The 19479-nt window shown below is 35.8% G+C and carries 19 protein-coding genes and 1 riboswitch; of the genes, 13 read left to right on the top strand and 6 right to left on the bottom strand.

Annotated features, from left to right (window positions below):
* Positions 1 to 5: 5 nt before the first annotated feature.
* From QZR90_RS06345 to dnaA, 6 genes are all read right to left on the bottom strand, one after another.
* Positions 6 to 275 carry a hypothetical protein gene (locus QZR90_RS06345; protein ID WP_295789968.1) on the bottom strand — a complete coding sequence of 90 codons (270 nt, stop codon included), beginning with the start codon at positions 273 to 275 and terminating at the stop codon, positions 6 to 8.
* 195 nt (positions 276 to 470) lie between these two features.
* Positions 471 to 1376, bottom strand: a complete 906-nt coding sequence (locus QZR90_RS06340; protein ID WP_295789966.1) for a DUF721 domain-containing protein — start codon at positions 1374 to 1376, stop codon at positions 471 to 473.
* Positions 1363 to 2457, bottom strand: a complete 1095-nt coding sequence (recF, locus tag QZR90_RS06335) for a DNA replication/repair protein RecF (RefSeq protein ID WP_295789964.1) — start codon at positions 2455 to 2457, stop codon at positions 1363 to 1365. Before recF ends, QZR90_RS06340 begins: the two co-directional genes overlap by 14 nt.
* Positions 2454 to 2690: an RNA-binding S4 domain-containing protein gene (locus QZR90_RS06330; RefSeq protein ID WP_295789962.1), complete on the bottom strand. Its 237-nt coding sequence runs from the start codon at positions 2688 to 2690 to the stop codon at positions 2454 to 2456. The genes recF and QZR90_RS06330 overlap by 4 nt, the downstream gene beginning before the upstream one ends.
* A gap of 97 nt (positions 2691 to 2787) precedes the next feature.
* Positions 2788 to 3894, bottom strand: coding sequence for a DNA polymerase III subunit beta (dnaN, locus tag QZR90_RS06325; protein WP_295789960.1), 1107 nt, complete (start codon positions 3892 to 3894; stop codon positions 2788 to 2790).
* A gap of 287 nt (positions 3895 to 4181) precedes the next feature.
* Positions 4182 to 6095, bottom strand: coding sequence for a chromosomal replication initiator protein DnaA (gene dnaA, locus QZR90_RS06320; protein WP_295789959.1), 1914 nt, complete (start codon positions 6093 to 6095; stop codon positions 4182 to 4184).
* 593 nt (positions 6096 to 6688) lie between these two features.
* On the opposite strand from dnaA, the gene rpmH reads away from it, so the two are divergent.
* From rpmH to QZR90_RS06255, 13 genes are all read left to right on the top strand, one after another.
* Complete coding sequence (rpmH, locus tag QZR90_RS06315; RefSeq protein WP_006555255.1) at positions 6689 to 6823, top strand: 50S ribosomal protein L34; 135 nt, start codon at positions 6689 to 6691, stop codon at positions 6821 to 6823.
* 90 nt (positions 6824 to 6913) lie between these two features.
* Positions 6914 to 7282, top strand: coding sequence for a ribonuclease P protein component (gene rnpA / locus QZR90_RS06310; RefSeq protein WP_295789956.1), 369 nt, complete (start codon positions 6914 to 6916; stop codon positions 7280 to 7282).
* A 16-nt stretch (positions 7283 to 7298) separates the two neighbouring features.
* The gene (yidD, locus tag QZR90_RS06305; RefSeq protein WP_295789954.1) at positions 7299 to 7541 is read left to right on the top strand and encodes a membrane protein insertion efficiency factor YidD; all 243 of its coding nucleotides are present in this window, start codon (positions 7299 to 7301) and stop codon (positions 7539 to 7541) included.
* Positions 7542 to 7709: 168 nt separating this feature from the next.
* Positions 7710 to 8396 (top strand): YidC/Oxa1 family membrane protein insertase, encoded by a 687-nt coding sequence (locus tag QZR90_RS06300; RefSeq protein ID WP_295789952.1) that lies wholly within the window; start codon positions 7710 to 7712, stop codon positions 8394 to 8396.
* A gap of 2 nt (positions 8397 to 8398) precedes the next feature.
* Positions 8399 to 9220, top strand: a complete 822-nt coding sequence (gene jag / locus QZR90_RS06295; protein WP_295789951.1) for an RNA-binding cell elongation regulator Jag/EloR — start codon at positions 8399 to 8401, stop codon at positions 9218 to 9220.
* 105 nt (positions 9221 to 9325) lie between these two features.
* On the top strand, positions 9326 to 10711 hold the full coding sequence (mnmE, locus tag QZR90_RS06290; RefSeq protein WP_295789949.1) for a tRNA uridine-5-carboxymethylaminomethyl(34) synthesis GTPase MnmE: 1386 nt from the start codon (positions 9326 to 9328) through the stop codon (positions 10709 to 10711).
* 306 nt (positions 10712 to 11017) lie between these two features.
* A complete protein-coding gene (gene mnmG, locus QZR90_RS06285; protein WP_295789946.1) occupies positions 11018 to 12892 on the top strand; it encodes a tRNA uridine-5-carboxymethylaminomethyl(34) synthesis enzyme MnmG in 1875 nt (624 codons plus the stop codon).
* A 54-nt stretch (positions 12893 to 12946) separates the two neighbouring features.
* Positions 12947 to 13666, top strand: coding sequence for a 16S rRNA (guanine(527)-N(7))-methyltransferase RsmG (rsmG, locus tag QZR90_RS06280; protein WP_295789944.1), 720 nt, complete (start codon positions 12947 to 12949; stop codon positions 13664 to 13666).
* Between the two features lie 162 nt (positions 13667 to 13828).
* A riboswitch (SAM riboswitch) is annotated at positions 13829 to 13924 on the top strand.
* Between the two features lie 143 nt (positions 13925 to 14067).
* The gene (locus tag QZR90_RS06275) at positions 14068 to 14733 is read left to right on the top strand and encodes a methionine synthase (RefSeq protein ID WP_295789942.1); all 666 of its coding nucleotides are present in this window, start codon (positions 14068 to 14070) and stop codon (positions 14731 to 14733) included.
* A gap of 31 nt (positions 14734 to 14764) precedes the next feature.
* The gene (locus tag QZR90_RS06270; protein ID WP_295789940.1) at positions 14765 to 17185 is read left to right on the top strand and encodes a homocysteine S-methyltransferase family protein; all 2421 of its coding nucleotides are present in this window, start codon (positions 14765 to 14767) and stop codon (positions 17183 to 17185) included.
* Between the two features lie 46 nt (positions 17186 to 17231).
* On the top strand, positions 17232 to 18092 hold the full coding sequence (locus tag QZR90_RS06265) for a methylenetetrahydrofolate reductase (protein ID WP_295789938.1): 861 nt from the start codon (positions 17232 to 17234) through the stop codon (positions 18090 to 18092).
* 473 nt (positions 18093 to 18565) lie between these two features.
* Entirely contained in the window at positions 18566 to 18841 is a 276-nt protein-coding gene (locus QZR90_RS06260; protein ID WP_295789937.1) for a hypothetical protein, read from the top strand.
* 118 nt (positions 18842 to 18959) lie between these two features.
* A complete protein-coding gene (locus QZR90_RS06255; RefSeq protein WP_295789935.1) occupies positions 18960 to 19097 on the top strand; it encodes a hypothetical protein in 138 nt (45 codons plus the stop codon).
* The last annotated feature ends 382 nt before the right edge of the window (positions 19098 to 19479 follow it).

The raw sequence follows: 19479 nt of genomic DNA, 5'->3' as shown, positions 1-19479 counted from the left end.
TGATTTTATTTTTTTGTGTATAAGGACACTGGAATTCCCTTAGAAGCTTTTGCTAATCGCTTACCTACACCTGTAATAGACATACTGAGAGCATAAATAGTATCCACAGTAATTAAATAACTTTCCACAGGTTCATCGGGAAAAACAGTAACAACCCGTGCATTATTCCATTGTTTATTGCGACGACGCTTGCCTTTAATAAGGGGAATCGTCTGCACCACAGCAATAATCTCATCCATGGCCACACTATAGGTATCAGATATATGAACAAACATAAACTTCTCTTTCTTTGAAATAATACAATGATATACATGAAAAAACAATTTAATTTTTTATATTTTATATTATTTTATCAAACTAATCTATACTTTTGTACCTATTTCTTTATTTTTATCATATTTTTCTTCAACTTTTTATTTATTTATCAATAAAATGATAATTTAATCATCTTTTAGTAAAATTTTTTGTAATTATTTTTTCTTAAACTCTGGCTTGCGATATTTGTTAGTTAAATTCACTACAAATTTAGGATCTAAGTCCTCCGCCTTTTTCGCCGTAATCAACATGGCCGCCATATATAAATCATAATTGTCTTTTGAGCCAGCTCGTATTTGATTTAAAAAATAATAAATCATATTACGCTTAGCTTCATTAAATTCTTCCATTGAACAATGAGGATATATTTTTAATATTTCATCATATTTCCAATAGGGATATTGAAATAATACTTCTTGAAGATCACTAATGCGCACGCGCTGTGCCTTATTAATGCAAGACTTGCACATCGTATCTTCTGGTTCAATCAATAAACCACAGGATGGACAAGGATGATAGCCCTTAGCATGAAGTACATGACGCTTTTTATATTGCTTTATCTGTGCATCCCGAAAGGCCTTACGCAAGGATTCATTACTAATCTGCGCACAAGTATCCTCAATGATAGCTATTTCTTCATCACTCAAATTAATTTTAGAAAAATCAATTCGTTCTCGTTGACGAAAGTCTTCCCAAACGCCAAGAGGCTGTACTTTTACCTCATGAATGGAGCTCTTTTTATTCATGACAGGCTTTATTTCTGTAATGATGGGCTGTTTATAATAAGGACTATAAAACTCATTGATAACCTTTAATAATTTAGGCGCCACCATTTTCAATTCATTGAGCCATACTGATGTATTCGTCCCAATTACAATGGTAGGAGGTTTAATACTCACTATATTACAGTATTGGCTCACCCTTTTGCCCACTACATCAGGCCAATAGTAATGCAATTTCATAAGGGGAACTAAGCCATAAAATTCATAGCCTTCATAGGACTGGGAATCCTGAATAAAGTCCATGCATTCAGTAAAGGATTCTAATTTATGATTCCTCATGCTGTCCACGCTCCCCACATTGAATAATCATCACATCAGTTAACGTTGCCACATCATCAAGGTCAGTGGTCGTAATAAAAGTCTGAATTCTGCGATGAATAAATTTTAGCAAATTCTGTCTTCGTTCCTTATCGAGCTCACTGAGTACATCATCTAAAAGTAAAATTGGATATTCTCCTACTTCAGATTTTATAAATTCTAGCTCACTTAGCTTTAAAGATAAAATAGCTGTTCGCTGTTGTCCCTGTGAGCCAAAACGCTTTAAATCCATAGAATCAGAGAAGAATTTTAAATCATCTCGATGCGGTCCAATCGATGTCGTCATGCGCCGTCTATCTTGAGGTAAGGCCTGTTGTAACAGCTCATAAAAATCCTTGGCTTCTACAACTAATTTTTGATCGCCATAACTTTGTTCATAAATAATGCGCAAATTTTCCTTCCCATTCGTAAGGCGTCGATTCATTAAATCTAAGAGCAAATTGATTTTACGCAAACTCTCTAAGCGTTTTTTTACAATAAATGAGGCCGTGTTAGCTAATTGCTGATCCCATTCTTCTAAATTCAAATTTGCTTTGCCATAAGAATCTTTTAGCACCTTATTGCGCTGCTGCAAAATCTTATTGTACATGTGCAATTGTTGGTAATACATGGCACTAGTCTGAGAAATTTCAATATCAATAAAACGCCGTCTAAGTGAAGGAGAGCCTTTAATAAGCTGTAAATCTTCAGGGCTAAAAATAACTGTATTTAGCGTGCCCATCAATTCTTTTTGAGAAATTCGATTACTGTTGAGTCGAATTTCTTTCTTTTCTTTGCCACTAAGGCGTAAATTAATCTTGTGATTGGTTTCTTTCTTTTCAAAATTGACCACAATCCCAGCCGCTTCTTTGCCAAATTGAATTAAATCGCTCGTCTCATTGGTGCGATAACTTTTGCCAATAGTACTTACATAAATAGATTCTAAGAGATTGCTTTTCCCCACCCCATTAGGTCCGTAAAGAACCATAATAGAGGGTTTAAATTGCCATTCTTTATGTTCATAGTTGCGAAAATTAATGAGCTCTAAGGAGTGAATATTCACTCTTCAGCCTCCTCTAATTCCACTTGCCAAGAACCTACACCTTCGATAGTCACCACATCACCAGGGTATATTTTCTTGCGTTTTTGAGTACATACTTCGCCATTGACTAATATTTGAGACTCTTCTAATAAAAATTTAATTTGACCGCCTGTTTCAATAATGCTTTCAAATTTTAACAATTGGTCCAATTTAATATAAGGTGTATGAATAAAAACGGGTGTTGTGTTCTTCATAATATACCTCCTTACAAGCTATAAGTCTAAGCTAAGTGACTATACATCTATATAAGAGTAGCCCATTAAGACTCAACTTAGACTATATAGTATCTAATTATTTACGAATTGGTGTAACAACATAGGTGTAATTGCTATTGTTATCTTGGCGAATTACAACAGGTCCATTTTGTTTTAAATATAAATGAATGCGATCGCCAGTACTATGACGAAGAATATCGCTTATATATTTACTGTTAAAGGAAATTGTAAATGGAGTTCCTTTAAATTCACAAAGAACTTCTTCTTTAGCAGCGCCTATTTCTGCATTTTGCGTTGTTAACGTAACTTCTGTTTCATTCCAATCATAGCGAATTACATTATATTCAGCATCTTTGGCTAATAGAGATACGCGATCTACAGCGCCAGCAAAATCACGGCGATTTAATACGGCACTAGAGTCAAATGTAGAAGGAATAACTTTATTATAATCAGGGAAATTCGCTTCAATTAAACGAGAAATTAAGTACACTGTATCAAAGATAAATGCTACTTGAGAGCGATTCCAAACGATGCGAACTACTGTTGGATTATCCGTTGGCAATAAGCGAGATACTTCAGCTAATGTTTTAGTAGGAATAATCATGCGCATCGTATTTTCAATAGGATTGTCTAAAGTTACTTTTTTAATAGCCATGCGATATGTATTAGTAGCAACCATAGTGAGTTCATTATCTGAACTTTCCAATAAAGCGCCGGTATACATAAACGCATTTTCATCAGTAGATGCGGCATAATTTGTTAAATCAATCATTTCTTTTAGTTGTTCACCATCAATATCGATATAGTATTCATCGTGAATTTGATCAACTAAAGTAAAATCATTGATATCCATAGTAACTAATTTAAATTGAGATGAATCAGTGCTGATTAATAATTGTTTAGTATCTTCATTAGTTTCTAAGGTAATAATATCACTTGGAGTTTTGCGAATCCAGTCTTGGAAATAACGCATAGCTAGTACTATAGTACCTTCTTCAATAATAGTGGCATCAATAATAATTTTAATACCAATTTGATAATCATTGGCTTGCATTTCTACTTTGCCATCTTTAGTTGTTATATAAATAGAGCCAGGTAAGTTTGAGCTTGTTTTGTTTTGACTCACTTTTGATAAAGCATTAATTGCTTTTTGTAAATTCTCTTTTGAAAACTGAATTTTCATTTCTGCCGTGCTCCTTAATAAATAATAAAATGTTTAATTGGTTCAATTAAGTAATCATTGTAGTAATAAGCGCTGTGTATAAGTGGAAAAGTGCTAAAAGCTAGCGAAATATAAAGCTATACACATGTTGATAATTCTGTGACTGGAAAATTTCGTTTATCCACATATTCACAAATCTGTTTAGGCCCTGTGAATAGTTACTCAGTTGAGCACACTATACACACAGAGTATACACAGTATATCCACATAGTTATACACAGGATAAAAAATACTGATTCTATAGAATTTTATGTATTTTCTTGAATTTTTTTCTTAATATCTTCAATGGTTTTTACTAAATCTTGATCTTTCTTTAGGTCTGCTTCTATTTTGTTAAATGCATGAAGACAAGTAGTATGGTCTTTTTTACCAAAAGCTAAAGCAATTTGTGGATAGCTTTCATTAATTAAATCGCGGCATAGGAACATGGCAATTTGACGAGGATGTGCATATTGTTTATTCCGTTTTTGCCCTACTAATAATTCTTTTTTGATTTTAAAATAATCGGCAATAAAATCTTGAATATAATTAATGGATAAAATAGGTCGTTCATTATTAGGTAACAAATCAGACAACACTTCAAGAGCATATTCCACTGTAATATTATCACTGCGATGCTCAATAAAGGCTACAGTAATAAGTTTTGTAAAAGCCCCTTCTAATTTACGAATACTGCCCATGCTATAGGCCTGTGCTAAATAGCGGATAACACTATTATCCATGCGAAGATCAGGATTGGTTGTTCTTTCATTATCGAGCTTTGATAATAAAATGGCTTCCAATACTTCTGGTGTTGGTGGTTCAATAGTAGTTACCATGCCGGCAGCAAAGCGTGTTTTTAAACGCTCTTCTACATCGCCTAAGTCTTCAGGCAATACATCACAGGTGAGTACAATTTGCTTATTTTTTACAATTAAATCATTGAATAGATGGAAAAAGTCGGCACGTGTACCTACTTTATTTTGGAATGCTTGTACATCATCTAATAAGAGCACATCTATATCGTGGAAAATATCCTTAGGTACATCCTTATTATTAGTTAAAGAAGAGGTAAAATACTCTACATATTTTTGAGCTGGTATACACATAATGCGAGCAGCTGGATTATGTTTTAAAATTTCATGACCAATGGCATGCATTAAGTGTGTTTTACCCATCCCACTTTGTCCATAAATGTAATATGGATTAATTTTACCTGGCGTTTTAGCTACACTTTGGGCAATAGACTTGTTTAATAAAGTGGAACCAGCGGCAATAAAATTTTCAAAAGTGTATTTCGGATTTAGCATGGAAGCCGACAATATATTTTCTTCTTGCTTAGTAAATGATTTTTTTGTCCCTAGTTTCATTGCACCTAGTGTGGAATCAGCGTAAGCTAATTGTTGTTCTTCTTGATTTGGATCATCTAGAGAAAAGGCGGAATCTGTTATACTTGGGTGTGCCGTTTCTTCTGGAAATAGACTTTCCTGTGGAATATGAGGCATTTTGTCTCTTGAGCGACGAGTCGGTTCAATATATACAGGCTCTTCATAATTAGGTTTAATTGTCTGGATTGAAGATGTATGAGCTGTGGACTTAAAACCTAGCTTATGAACCATATCTTCATACGTACCAACAAATTCATCAGATGGTGTATTAATTGCCTGTACAGCTGGCATTTCATTAGCTGTAGTGGCTGTATCCATTAAACTCGTATTAGGAATATGAGCTGATGTTACATCGACTGTTGAAGTTTGTGGCATCACTGGCTCTATAGAAGAATCTATATATATATCATTTATATGATTTGAGCTATGAGTTGTAGCCTGTGTATTATCAACTAATATATTAGATTCACCGGAATTTACAATATCTGAATCGGTATCATCTAATTTAACTTCTGCACTATTAATAATAACATTAATAGTTTTGCTTGAATCAGGGTTGAATTGTTTCCAAATTTTATTAACCGAGGCCGTTAATTCGCGATTAATGCGAGCATCTGTTTCTATGATTTCTTGAATGAAGCTCTGCATAGTAGTTAATTCTAATTTATTATTTGTTTCATCTAATTCTACTGGTAAAAGCCAATAAATAGTTGATTTCCAAATTTGAGCAGGTAAACGATTGCGTGTTTCTTCTCGTACTTGGCTCCAAAAATCATTAAGATCAATGAGCGTCATAGTAATTCCTTTCCCAGAGTGTACATGTGAATATCTTTTGTACATAAAATAGGTAAAATTTGTGGATAACTTATTTAAAATGTAAAAAAAAGACAAATAAAAAGGTTATTACAAGCCTTAAACACGGGGTTCTTACACTTATGAACAAAACTGTGGATAAAAAGTGTATAAGTTGTGTATATCTTGTTTATAACCTATCAATATAATCACATGTATTAAAATTCTGATTCTTATATTTTCTATTATTCTTATCTATTTCATTTTATCAGAAAAGAGATGCCTTGTCATTGTCCATTATAGCTAAGAAGCCCTTGAAATAAGACATTAAAAAGATACACATAGACTATTTAGTATTAAATAGCAAAAATTTTATACTTTCAATACTATATATGAGATGTAAAAAAATTATGGAAATTATAAAATAATTCATTTCGTTAAAATTTTTTATTCTTCTATGTAAACTAATCATAAAAAACAGCATTATTTCAAGGTTTTTTACACTTATGCTATTGACAGAATAGTCCTTTATACATATACTTATACTGTTATGGTATAAGTAATTACTAGACCAATCTCAAGGAGGTGTTTTATACATGAAACGTACTTATCAACCAAATACGCTTTGGAGAAAACGTACTCATGGTTTCCGTGAACGTATGAAGACTATTGGCGGTCGTCTTGTTTTAAAAAGACGTCGTGCTAAAGGCAGAAAGAAATTATCTGCATAATATAATAGCTTTTAGGCAGGAGAAAAAACTTGGCGCTGCTGCCAAGTTTTTCTATTCATAGGGACATTCATAGAAGCATAGGAAGTAATGATGAACGATGTATTGTATGGTTTAGATAAAGAGCGGAGAATTCGTAAAAATAATGAATATCGTCTTGTCTATAAGCATGGCACTTATGAAGTGGGGCGACTCTGTGTTGTATACCGCATGCCCGTAGCAAAACAATCAACGCGTATTGGCTTTGTTACAGGTAAAAAGGTAGGCGGTGCTGTACAGCGCAATAGAGCGCGTCGGTTGATGAAGGAAGTATATCGACTCAATCAACATAAGCTTAAAGAAGGCTATGCCATAGTTGTCGTTGGTCGTGCTAAATTAAGTGAGGCAGCCTATAAGGATGCCGAAAAAGAGATGCTCTATTTATTTAGAAAATCTAAATTACTTAAGAGCGCTAAGGCCTAAGCTGAAGGAGTATACCATGCGTCAAGTACTACATTATATAATATATACTATTAATATATTACTTATTGCTTTAGTGCAGGTGTATCGCTATGGTATTTCTCCATTGAAGCCTAAATCCTGTCGTTTTTATCCCACATGTTCGACGTATACATTAGAAGCATTGCGTAAATATGGTCCTTTTAAAGGTAGTTATTTAGGAATTAAGCGGATTTTAAAATGTCATCCTTGGCATAAGGGTGGCTATGATCCAGTACCTTAAATTTAGTTTGGCAGTGTATAGTTTAATTACAATAGATTACTTTCATAAATTTAATATAGATTTTTAAATAACACAGTTTTGGAGATACCGAAGTGTCTGTATGGATGAAATATAGACCATACCATAACGATATATAGGCACGTAAGGGACAGCGCAAGGTATACGTCCATGTATACTCAAAATAGGAGAAGACTATTGGGAATCTTTGACGCATTAGTTGAATTTATGCAATCCCTAGTTATGTATAGCTTTGACTTTACTAAACTAATCGGGATTCCTAGCTATGGTATTGCTATTATTTTGTTGACGATTGTTATTAAAGCTATTTTAGCACCGTTAACTGTAAAGCAAATTAAATCCATGCGTGGCATGCAAGCATTGCAGCCAAAAATTAAAGAGCTTCAGAAAAAATATAAAAATGATCCTAAGAAATTACAAGAAGAAATGGGTCGTCTATACAAAGAGCTTGGTATCAATCCATTGTCTGGTTGTTTACCATTACTAGTACAGATGCCATTTTTGATTGCCATTTTCTACGCACTTCGCGATTTCCCATATGAAGCTGGTTATGAAGCTTTCTTATGGTTACCAAATCTTAGTGTGCCTGACCATTTATATATTTTACCAGTACTTAGTGCCTTGTCTACATATGTAATGAGTAAACAATCTGGCAGTGCAGCTAGCGGTGGTGCGGCTGCAGGGCAACAGAAGATTATGCAAATCTTCATGCCTCTATTCATTGGTTACATTAGCTTGAATTTCGCTAGTGGTTTGGTAATATACTGGGTCGTATCCAATATATTCCAAATGATTCAGCAATTCTTTATCTATCGCAATGATAATAAGGAGATTTAAGTATGGATTTTATTGAGATTTCTGCTAAAACAATTGATGAAGCACTTGCTAAAGGAAAGACTCAACTTGCTAGTGAAGGCAAAGTAATGGTAGATTCTAAAGTATTGGAAGAACCATCCAATGGCTTTTTAGGTCTTGTAGGCCGTCGTGATGCTTTAGTGCGCATTTATTTTGAAGAAGATAAAGCGCCAGCTAAAGAGGCTGTTGAAGCAGTTGAAACAGCTGTTCAAGCGGCACCTGCAGCTAATACAATGGTGAAAGAAGATACTACAGATAGTGAAGAGTCTAAAACTACTGGTAAAGAATCTTCTCGTACTGCTGTAGAGGCAGAGCCTAAAAAAGAAGCTAAACCAAGTCTTTCTAAAGAAGAGCAAATGGTCATCGCTGATAAAGGTAAACAATTCTTAACTGATATGTTTGCTAATATGGGCCTATCTGTTCAAATAGAAAAAATGGTAACTGCTGAAAAAATTACCTACCAAATTCATGGCGAAGAATTAGGTATTTTAATCGGCAAACATGGTCAAACATTAGATGCTATTCAATATTTGACTAATTTAGTGGCTAACAAGGACAGTGTTGGTCGCGCTTACATCGTAGTAGATGTAGAAAACTATCGAGCTCGTCGGGAAGAGACGCTCGTAAACTTAGCAAAACGATTGGCTTCTAAGGTTAAGCGTAATCGTCAAAAAATTGCCTTAGAGCCTATGAGTGCTTTTGAGCGCAAAGTGATTCACTTGACACTTCAAAATGATCCTCATATTGTGACAGATAGTGAAGGTGAAGAACCATATCGTCACATCGTTATTGCATATAAGCGATAATATAAATACTGGTGCGTGAGGCGCGCGGCATTTATAAAGCGAGTAAAACCCGGTCTCTGATCGGGTTTTATTTGTATTAATTGTATCCTTTATAGGAGATATACTATGTATACAGAAGATACCATAGCAGCTATCGCAACACCGCCTGGCATAGGTGGTGTGGGCATTATTCGCGTTAGCGGCGCAAAGAGCTTTAGTATAGTGAATTCTATATATAAAGATAGTCATTCCGCTCCCTTAGTAGAGCGTCAAAATAGAACCATTCAATATGGTAAGATTTACAATCCTCATGAGAATAAAGTATTAGATGAAGTACTTTTATTGCTTATGAAAGGTCCGCACTCTTTCACAGCAGAGGATGTAGTTGAAATACAATGTCATGGTGGCATGGTAGTAGTGCGTGAAATTTTGAAATTATTGCTTCGTCAAGGCGTTCGATTAGCTGAACCAGGGGAATTTACAAAGCGTGCCTTTTTAAATGGTCGCATCGACTTAACGCAGGCAGAAGCTATTATAGATATTATAGAGGCAAAATCAGAGAAATCCTTAGAAGTGGCAGTCCATCAATTAGATGGTACTTTGTCCCACATGATTCGCACAATTAGGGAATCCTTACTTACCTTAGTAGCTCAATTAGAAGTGGCGATTGATTATCCTGAGGAGGATATTGAAGAGCTGACTATGGAGCAAACGGGAGAGGCTGTGCGCCCAATTTTAGAGAATATGGAGCATTTATTAGCCACGGCTAATCGAGGCAGACTCTTACGCGATGGCATTATGACGGCTATTGTAGGTCGACCTAATGCAGGTAAGTCTAGCCTTATGAATGCGCTACTTCGTGAAAATCGCGCCATCGTTACGGATATTCCAGGGACTACTCGCGATAGTATTGAAGAGAATATTACTATTGAAGGAATCCCTGTTCGCTTAGTAGATACAGCGGGTATTCGCGATACGGAAGATGTAGTAGAAAAATTAGGTGTAGATCGCGCTAAGGAATATTTAGAAAAGGCGCAAATTATTATTTGTGTCATTGACGCATCTAAGCCATTAACTGAGGAAGAGCGTCAAATTTTAACCGAGGCAGCTAGCGATCATACGATTGTATTTTTAAATAAAGCCGATATGGGCTCTCAGATTGCAGTAGCTGATATAGCACCATTAGGGGAGTTTTCTATGATTGCTCCTATTAGTGCAGCCAATGGTGAGGGGATGGATATTCTCGCTGAAGTAACGAAGGAACTAGTCAGCGGTGGTACTGTAAATCAGGATAATCAAGCCATGCTTAGCAATGTGCGTCATATTAATCTCATGGAAGAAGCTTCAGAGCAATTGAAAGAGGCCTTAGCTAATATTGAAAATGGCATCGCTGTAGATTTCGTGGTTACTGATATGCGCAGCGCGTGGGAAAAATTAGGCGATATTACAGGGGATAGTGTGCGTGAATCCTTGGTGGATGAACTATTCTCACGTTTCTGTTTAGGTAAATAGAGTGTATAGTATTTTTATTTAATAGTTTGCAAATAAGAGTTTGAAGCTAAGATTTTTATTATTCTTTAATAAAGGCATATAATTTGTAAACTTGTAATTTGGCAGTTTTTGTAATTTCAGAAGTTATTGTAATTATGCAACTTCTATAATTTTATAGTTTTTATAATGTGCAGTTTCTGTAATTTCTGCAGCTGTAATTTTGAAATTTTACAGACTTAGTTTATACCGTGAAGTATAAAGTTATATAATAGAATTAGAACTCGCAGTTAGGCAGTTCTAATTTAGTGAAAAAAGATAGGAGATACTATGTATACCGTTGATACGTATGATGTCATTGTCATCGGTGGTGGTCATGCCGGTTGTGAAGCAGCACTTGCTACAGCACGCATGGGGCAACGCACTTTGATGGCCACGCTTAATTTAGATAATATTGCGCTTATGCCATGTAATCCAGCTATAGGTGGCCCAGGCAAGAGCCATTTAGTATATGAATTAGATGCGCTAGGTGGTCAAATGGCTATTAATGCTGATGCTACCGCTATTCAGATGCGCATGTTAAATACAGGTAAGGGCCCTGCTGTTCATTCTTTGCGTGCACAGTCCGATAAGGTGGCGTACCAGCGTTTAATGAAGGAAACGCTGGAAAACACTGATAATCTCAATGTAAAACAGATTATGGTGAATGAGATTCTCATCGAAAATGGCGAAGTAAAAGGTATTTTAGGTGAACTCGGTGAAGTGTATGAAGCAAAGGCGATTATTCTTTGTACTGGTACGTATTTAAAAGGTAAGATTATTACTGGCGAATTAACCTATACGGGTGGCCCTAATGGTCAGCGCACAGCAGAGCTTTTATCTGATTCTTTGCGCAAACATGGCATTGAATTGATGCGCTTTAAAACTGGTACACCAGCACGTGTAGATAAACGTACATTGAGTTTAGAGCAGATGACGGAACAACCAGGCGATTCTATGTATCGTGCCTTTTCCTTCATGAGCGACTGGACTGATCGAAATGAGCAAATTTGTTGGCTTACCTATACGAGTGAAGAAACTCACGAAATTATTCGTGCTAATCTCTTCCGTGCCCCTATGTATACTGGCATTATTGAAGGCACAGGCCCTAGATATTGCCCATCCATTGAAGACAAAGTGGTGCGTTTTAGCGATAAGAATCGCCATCAACTCTTCGTTGAACCTGAGGGCAATCACACGAATGAAATGTATGTACAAGGCATGAGCACAAGCCTTCCTATAGATGTACAGTATAAGTTCTTGCGCACTATTCCAGGCCTAGAAGAAGTGGAAATTATGCGTCCAGCTTATGCTATTGAATATGACTGCTTAAATCCATTGCAGTTAACACCGGCATTACAGGTAAAAACGATTAAGGGTCTGTATTCAGCAGGTCAATCCAATGGTACATCTGGTTATGAAGAAGCAGCCGCACAAGGTCTTATTGCGGGTATTAATGCAGCTTTATACTTACAGGGTAAGAAGCCATTTATTTTATCTCGTTCTGAAGCGTATATTGGCGTTCTCATCGATGATTTAGTAACAAAGGGAACTAAAGAGCCTTATCGCATGATGACTAGCCGCAGTGAATATCGTCTTTTACTTCGTCAGGATAATGCAGATATGCGTTTAACTGAAAAGGGCTATGAAATCGGCTTAGTAACAGAAGAGCGTTATGCTAGATTTAAGGCGAAAAAAGAATGTATTGAAGAAGGTTTAGAAGAGCTTAAAAATACACCAATTAATCCATTAAATGAAGTGCAAGCTAAATTAGAAGCTTTAGGCACAGCACCGATTAAAACTGGTATTAAAGCCTTTGATTTAGTAAAACGTAATGAATTGTCCTATGGTGATGTAGCAGAGGCCTTTAATTTAAAACGCTATAGCCCAGAAGTGGAAGAAGAAATTGACATTATGATTACTTATGATGGGTATATTAAAAAGCAAATGGAACAAGTGGCTAAGGTTAGAAAACTAGAAGAGAAGATTATTCCACAAGATTGGGATTATGAATCTATGAAAGGTATTTCTTTAGAAGCTAAGCAGAAATTAGCCAAGATTAAGCCTCATTCCATTGGCCAAGCAAGTCGCATTTCTGGTGTATCACCAGCGGACGTGTCGGTATTATTAATTCAATTAGAACAATATCGCCGCGAACAAGATTAAGAATCATAGATAGTGAGGGCGCGAATAAGTATGTACGCTCTGAAGGAGGATAGGGTGGATTTTTCAAAAAATCTTGAAATACAATTGCAAGCAGCTGGCTTTGAGCCTTCAAGTAAGCAATTAGAGCAGTTTACAGCATATTATGAATTGCTCATTGAGACAAATAAAACTTTGAATTTAACAGCGATTACTGATCCTCATGAAGTAGCGGTAAAGCATATGGTCGATTCCTTGACAGCATTAAGTCCCGTTTTTAAGCAGGAAGCCAAGTTCTTAGACCTTGGCACAGGGGCTGGGTTTCCAGGGATTCCGCTAGCTATATGGCGACCTGATTTACAGATTACTTTATTTGATTCCTTGCAAAAACGTCTTAATTTTTTGCAGACTGTAATTGATCAATTAGGCTTATCCTCAGTTACTACTTTACATGGTCGCGCTGAAGATATGGCACACCAACAGGAACATCGTGAAGCCTATGATATTGTAACGAGTCGCGCTGTAGCTCGTTTGCCAATCTTATTGGAATGGGCTTTGCCTTATGTAAAAGTAGGTGGCTCTGTAGTGGCTTTAAAAGGAGCTATTTACGAGGAAGAAATAAAGGCTTCTGATTTTGCACTCAAAACCTTAGGTGGCACAATTGATGAAGTACAAACCGTAAGCTTGCCAACGTTAGAAGATAAACGGGCTGTTATTTATATTAAAAAAGTTAAGAGTACACCTAAAAAATATCCTCGTAAACCAAAGGAAATTAAGACAAAACCTTTAGAAAAATAGTTCAAAATTAATATTGATTGTCTTATGAAGGCGTTCTAGATTTAATCTATACCTATATATAATTTATACATATAGGGTAAAAGGTATTTCTAGAGCGCCTTTTATTGACTTTCAGGGCTATACAGGGTATTCTTAATTTATTGTAATTTAATTTCATATAGTACCTTATCAAGAGTGGTGGAGGGAATTGGCCCTAGGAAGCCCAGCAACCGGATTACACGGTGCTAAATCCAACAGTAATAGACTGACAGATAAGGAGTTATCCTCTGTTTTAAAAGATGTGTTTCTAGCAAGATAGAGGTTTTTTGTTAAATTTAGTTTAGACTTGTTTAGGTTCATTTTAGATCGTCCTTTTAATTATAATGAGCTCATATCGTTGAAGAAGGGAGGAAGTCTTTGCCATGGCAATTTATAATGGTCGTTTAACGCAGATTAATGAAGCAGAAGTACGACGCTATGTAGGTTTAAAACATGCTGAAGACTTTCCTGATACATATATTAAAGAGGCTTGTTTAGAAGTCCAATTAGCAGCAGTGCCACAGGGGGTATACGAACTATATGACTATGATGCTTCAACAGGTATCATAGGGAGTGAGCCACCCTTGCAAGTGGAAGGCAGTTCTATTCGAAAGCATTTAGAAAAATCTAAGCGTGTATTTGTCTTAGCCGTTACTATTGGTGAAGGGGTGGAACTTCGCAGTGCTGAATTATTTAAAGACGGGAATTATACGCTAGGCCTTCTTGTAGATGCAGCCGCTACAACAGCCGTGGAGCAAGTAGCTGATCAAGTCAATGATTTAATCAACAAGGAAGCTAGCAAGCATGGCTATACTACAACTTGGCGTTTTAGCCCTGGCTATGGTAACTGGGACTTAGGGGTTCAAAGCGACTTAGCTCATATTATAGGGACAGATACGATTGGGCTGAGTGTAACAGAGGCTAGTTTATTATTCCCTAGGAAATCTGTTACTGCTATTATTGGCTGTATGCCTCAAGGAGAGCAACTTAATACAGCTCGAGGCTGTACATCTTGTACGCAAAGAGATTGCTCATCTCGTAAATTGTAATCTCTAAATTTTGGTATGAAAGAGGGATTTTATGTATATATTTGATGGTGCTATGGGCACTATGCTACAACAATCGGGGCTTAAAGAAGGGGATTGCCCGGAATTATTTAATGTGGAACGGCCTCATATAGTACAAGAGATTCATGAGGCTTATTTAAAAAGTGGCAGTGATATTATTACGACTAATACTTTTGGTGCTTGTAGTTTAAAGCTCGCAGATTATGGATTGCAGCATCGGGTGGAAGAAATCAATACAGCTGCTGTTAAAGCTGCAAAAGCGGCTATTCAAGCAGTGAATCCTAAAGCGCGTGTGGCAGGCTCTATGGGGCCAACAGGTTTATTTATAGAGCCTTTAGGGAATATTTCCTTTGATGAAGTATATGAAACATATAAAGAACAGGCCTTAGCTTTGATTGCCGCAGGTGTAGACTATATCATTATTGAAACGATTATTGATATTCAGGAAATGAGGGCGGCTTTGTTAGCTGCTTTAGATGCTCGTGAGGAATTAGGAAAAACAGCTGAAATGGTAAAAGTAATTTGCCAATTTTCTTTTAGTGAAGATGGTCGTACTATTACAGGTACGCCTCCTGAGGCAGCTGCTATTTTAATGGAAGCTATGGGGGCTGATGTAGTAGGCATTAATTGCTCCTTAGGGCCTGAGCAGTTGATTCCTTTAGTGGCACGTTTTGCATCTGTTACTAATTTGCCAATTAGTGCGCAGCCTAATGCAGGCATGCCTATGCTAGTAGGTACGGAAACAATATTTCCATTAACACCTCTTGAAATGAGCTCCTATGCAAGGCAATTAGCTGATGCCGGTGCTCTGTATATTGGTGCTTGTTGTGGTAGTACGCCAAATCATATTAGTGAAATTAAGCGTGTTTTAGCCGATTATGCTCCTAAAGAAAGAATGGCCATTGAGCCTTTTACAGCTTTTACGAGCCGTACAGCAGTAGTTCCTGTAGGTCATAAAGAAAAGCCTCTTATTATTGGTGAGCGAATTAATCCTACAGGACGTAAAGTATTAGCGCAAGAAATTAAAAATGGTAGTTTTGCTATGGTTAAGCGCGATGCATTAGCGCAAGTGCAAGCTGGGGCTAATGTATTAGATGTGAATATGGGAGTACCTGATACAGATACAGAATTGACTATGAAACGAGCTATTATGGAATTGACTATGCTCGTAGATGTGCCGCTAGCTATAGATACTTTAGATCCTAAAGCACTTGAAGCCGGTTTAAAAGCGTATCCAGGGCGTCCATTAATTAATTCAGTTAATGCTGAACCTGAGCAATTAAATAATGTATTGCCTTTAGCTAAACGATATGGTGCAGCCTTACTTTGTCTGCCTTTAGGACAAGGAGAGCTGCCAGTTACTGCAGAAGAACGCATTGACTTAGCTAAAGAGATTGTATTAGCTGCTTATGAAGTGGGGTTGCGAAGTAATGATTTATTACTTGATCCTTTAGTTTTAACTTTAGCAAGTGGACAAGATAGTGCAGCACAAACTTTGCGAACTTTGGCTATGTATAAAGAAACTTTTGGATTTCCTACTGTAATGGGATTGTCTAATGTATCATTTGGTATGCCACAGCGACCATATTTAAATGGGCAATTTTTGACTATGGCTTTATCTCATGGATTGACGGCTCCCATACTGAATCCATTGAATGAAACCGTTAAAAAAGCCTTTGTAGCTGGGTGTGCTTTATTAGGTTTTTGTGATACAACTGAATTTATTGAGTCCTATGGTCATGAAACAGAAACTGTATCTCTTGCACCAAAGTTAGTAGCAGAGAAAAAAGACTTTAGCAGTGATAATCCGTTAGAGTCTATTCAACATGCCGTGGAGCAAGGGGAAAAGGAATTAGTTATAGAATTAGTAGAAAAAGCCTTGGCTGATGGACTAGATCCTCTAAAAATAACTAAACAAGCTTTATCTGAGGCAATGAATGTAGTGGGAGATAAATTTGGTCGTGGCATAGTATTTCTACCTCAGGTTATGTTAGCTGCTGAAGCAATGCAGGGAGCCTTTCAAACTATAAAAAGAGTATTACCTGATAGTGGTGGCATTACTAAAGATACCGTTATTGTAGCGACTGTTAAGGGAGATATACATGACTTAGGGAAGAATATTGTGGCAGCTTTATTAGAAAATAATGGCTATCGCGTTATTGATTTAGGAAAAGACGTTTCACCAGAGGAAATAGTTAGTGTCGCTGAAAAAGAAGGCGCATCTGTAATAGGAATTTGCTCTTTAATGACTACTACAATGCCAATGATAGATGTAACTATAAAGGCCATTAGAGAGGCTGGATTATCTTCTAAGGTATTAGTAGGGGGCGCAGTATTAACTCAGGAGTATGCAGATAAAGCTGGTGCTGATTGCTATGCAAAAGATGGCATTACAGCAGTTAATATTGTTAAAAAGCTTCTTGGCGATGAGTAAGTATAAAGTTAATATTTAAAAGTGCATAATGGGGGGATATTTAATTATGGAGACTTTACGTGAAAAGCATAGACAAGGGCAGTTTACTATTACAGTGGAATTAGATCCTCCTAAAAGTGCATCAGCTCAAAAAACACTAGAAGAGGCCAGCTTATTAAGAGGAAAAGTAGATGCAATAAATATTGCAGATTGTCCCATGGCTAAAATGAGGATGAGCCCAATAGCATTAGCCCATTTAATTAAAGTTAAGGAGGGAATTGATACTATATTTCATTTAACTTGTCGTGATCGAAATAGTATTGGGCTTCAATCTGAATTGTTAGGCGCGGCTGCTTTAGGGGTAAATAATATTTTAACTTTAACTGGAGATAAGCCCGCTTCTGGAGATCATCCTTCAGCTCATGCTGTATTTGAGATGGATTCCCTAGGACTTTTAAATTTAGCCAGCTCATTAAATAGCGGTAAGGATTTAATGGGCCATGAGTTAGATGAGCCGACAGATTTTTATATAGGGACTACAGGAAATCCAGGTGCTGATGATTTAGAATTAGAAAAAGAAAAGATTATTCGTAAATTGGAACATGGCGCACATTTTATTCAGACACAGCCTATTTATGATTTAGAAAAGGCTAAGCGATTTATTGAGTTAATAGCTCCTCTACAAGTGCCAGTTATGTTAGGCTTAATACCTTTAAAAAGTTATAAAATGGCTCAATATCTTCATACAAAAGTGCCAGGTATTTCCATAACAGATAGTATTTTAAAACGCATGGAAATTGGAGGCGCAGAAGCAGGTCTTGAGATTGCAGTAGAGACTTTGCGAGAAATCAAAAATATAGCGCAAGGCGTACATATTATGCCGTTAAATAATATTCAAACCGTACTGTATTTAATTGAACATGTATAAAACTTTGTTGAAATAATATATTGATATATATTGCAAAATAGCAGTTATTCTATACAGATTTTGCAGTGTAAAATAGTAAATTCAGGTATAAAGAAATAGGTTAATGTTTGTTTAATTTAAAGACTATAATTTATATTGGCAGTACATAATTCTTAGAGTTATATCCCAGTGAATAGTAAAATGAAATTTATAATATTTTCATTTTACTATTTGCTGGGATCTTTGTTTCACGTGAAACAGTAAAGTTAATAAATTGCTTAAAGTAATTTTATATTTAGATGAGATAGAGGATATAATAAAAGAGAGTATATGAAATGTTTCACGTGAAACATTTATTTTATGATTGAATTACGGAATCAGAGATGTATGTTTTTGAGTTTGTTGATATTGTAAATGTTAGATTGTTGAATAATTCTTTAGGATTTTTGTCTTAATTTTCTGTTTGAGAGTAGTGTAAAACTTGAGAGGTGAGTATGGAACAAGATACGAGTCATTTAAGTCGGTTTATGCTTATGCAAGAAATTAGTGTGGCAGATTTGTTAGAAATTTATTTTTCATTACACCGGGAGTCTTTGATTATACATGCAGAGTCATTTGATAAAAATTACCTTAAAGTTTCTATATGCGGATCACTTCGAGGTGAGGGCGTATGGGTTAATAAAGATTTGCTAATTAGAAAAGGCGCGTATCAGCAAGTTATGAAACAATTAACTATTTCGGATTTAGATTTAAAGTGCTTAAAGATTTAACTATTTTTTAGAGCTTTTTAGTGTATTTGATAGGCGAATAGTACATTAATTAGTACATATAAATAGGATGATTTGGGAAATCAATGATATAGTTTTATTATTCAATTAGGAGGTAAATATGGAAGAAGCATTATACATAAATCAATTATATATGGCAATAGAAGTTCTTCATGGTGGATATGCTCATATTATAGCGGAAGTTATAAAATCTAATTTAGCTGAAGATGAAAAATATGCTTTAATTAAAGAGATTTAAGAATTTCATCAGAAAGTAGATTTTGAATATATGCCTAATTTAAACTCTATTCAAAAGACATATGATACGTTTCACGATTTAAGAAATCGATTAATTGATAGTGGAATAATTGATGGAGAAAAAAGTAGCTTTTCAATTATTCGAGAAAGAAAGACTGTTGATTTCGAATAAAATATAATCTATATAAATTAAATCTGTAGAACTATTGTAAGTCTGGTATTTAGTTACAAAAGGTTATAGAATACGACTTTTACTAGAACTTAGAGAAAGAGTATTTAGAGTTTATTAGTGGTGTAATAATCTCCATTTTACAATGTTATAATCTTTGGAAGAGGAAGAGGAAGAGGAAGAGGAAGAGGAAGAGGAAGAGGAAGAGGAAGAG

The organism is uncultured Veillonella sp., from assembly GCF_900545795.1.
Lineage (GTDB): Bacteria > Bacillota > Negativicutes > Veillonellales > Veillonellaceae > Veillonella_A.
This window is presented reverse-complemented; position numbering and strand designations above follow the sequence as displayed.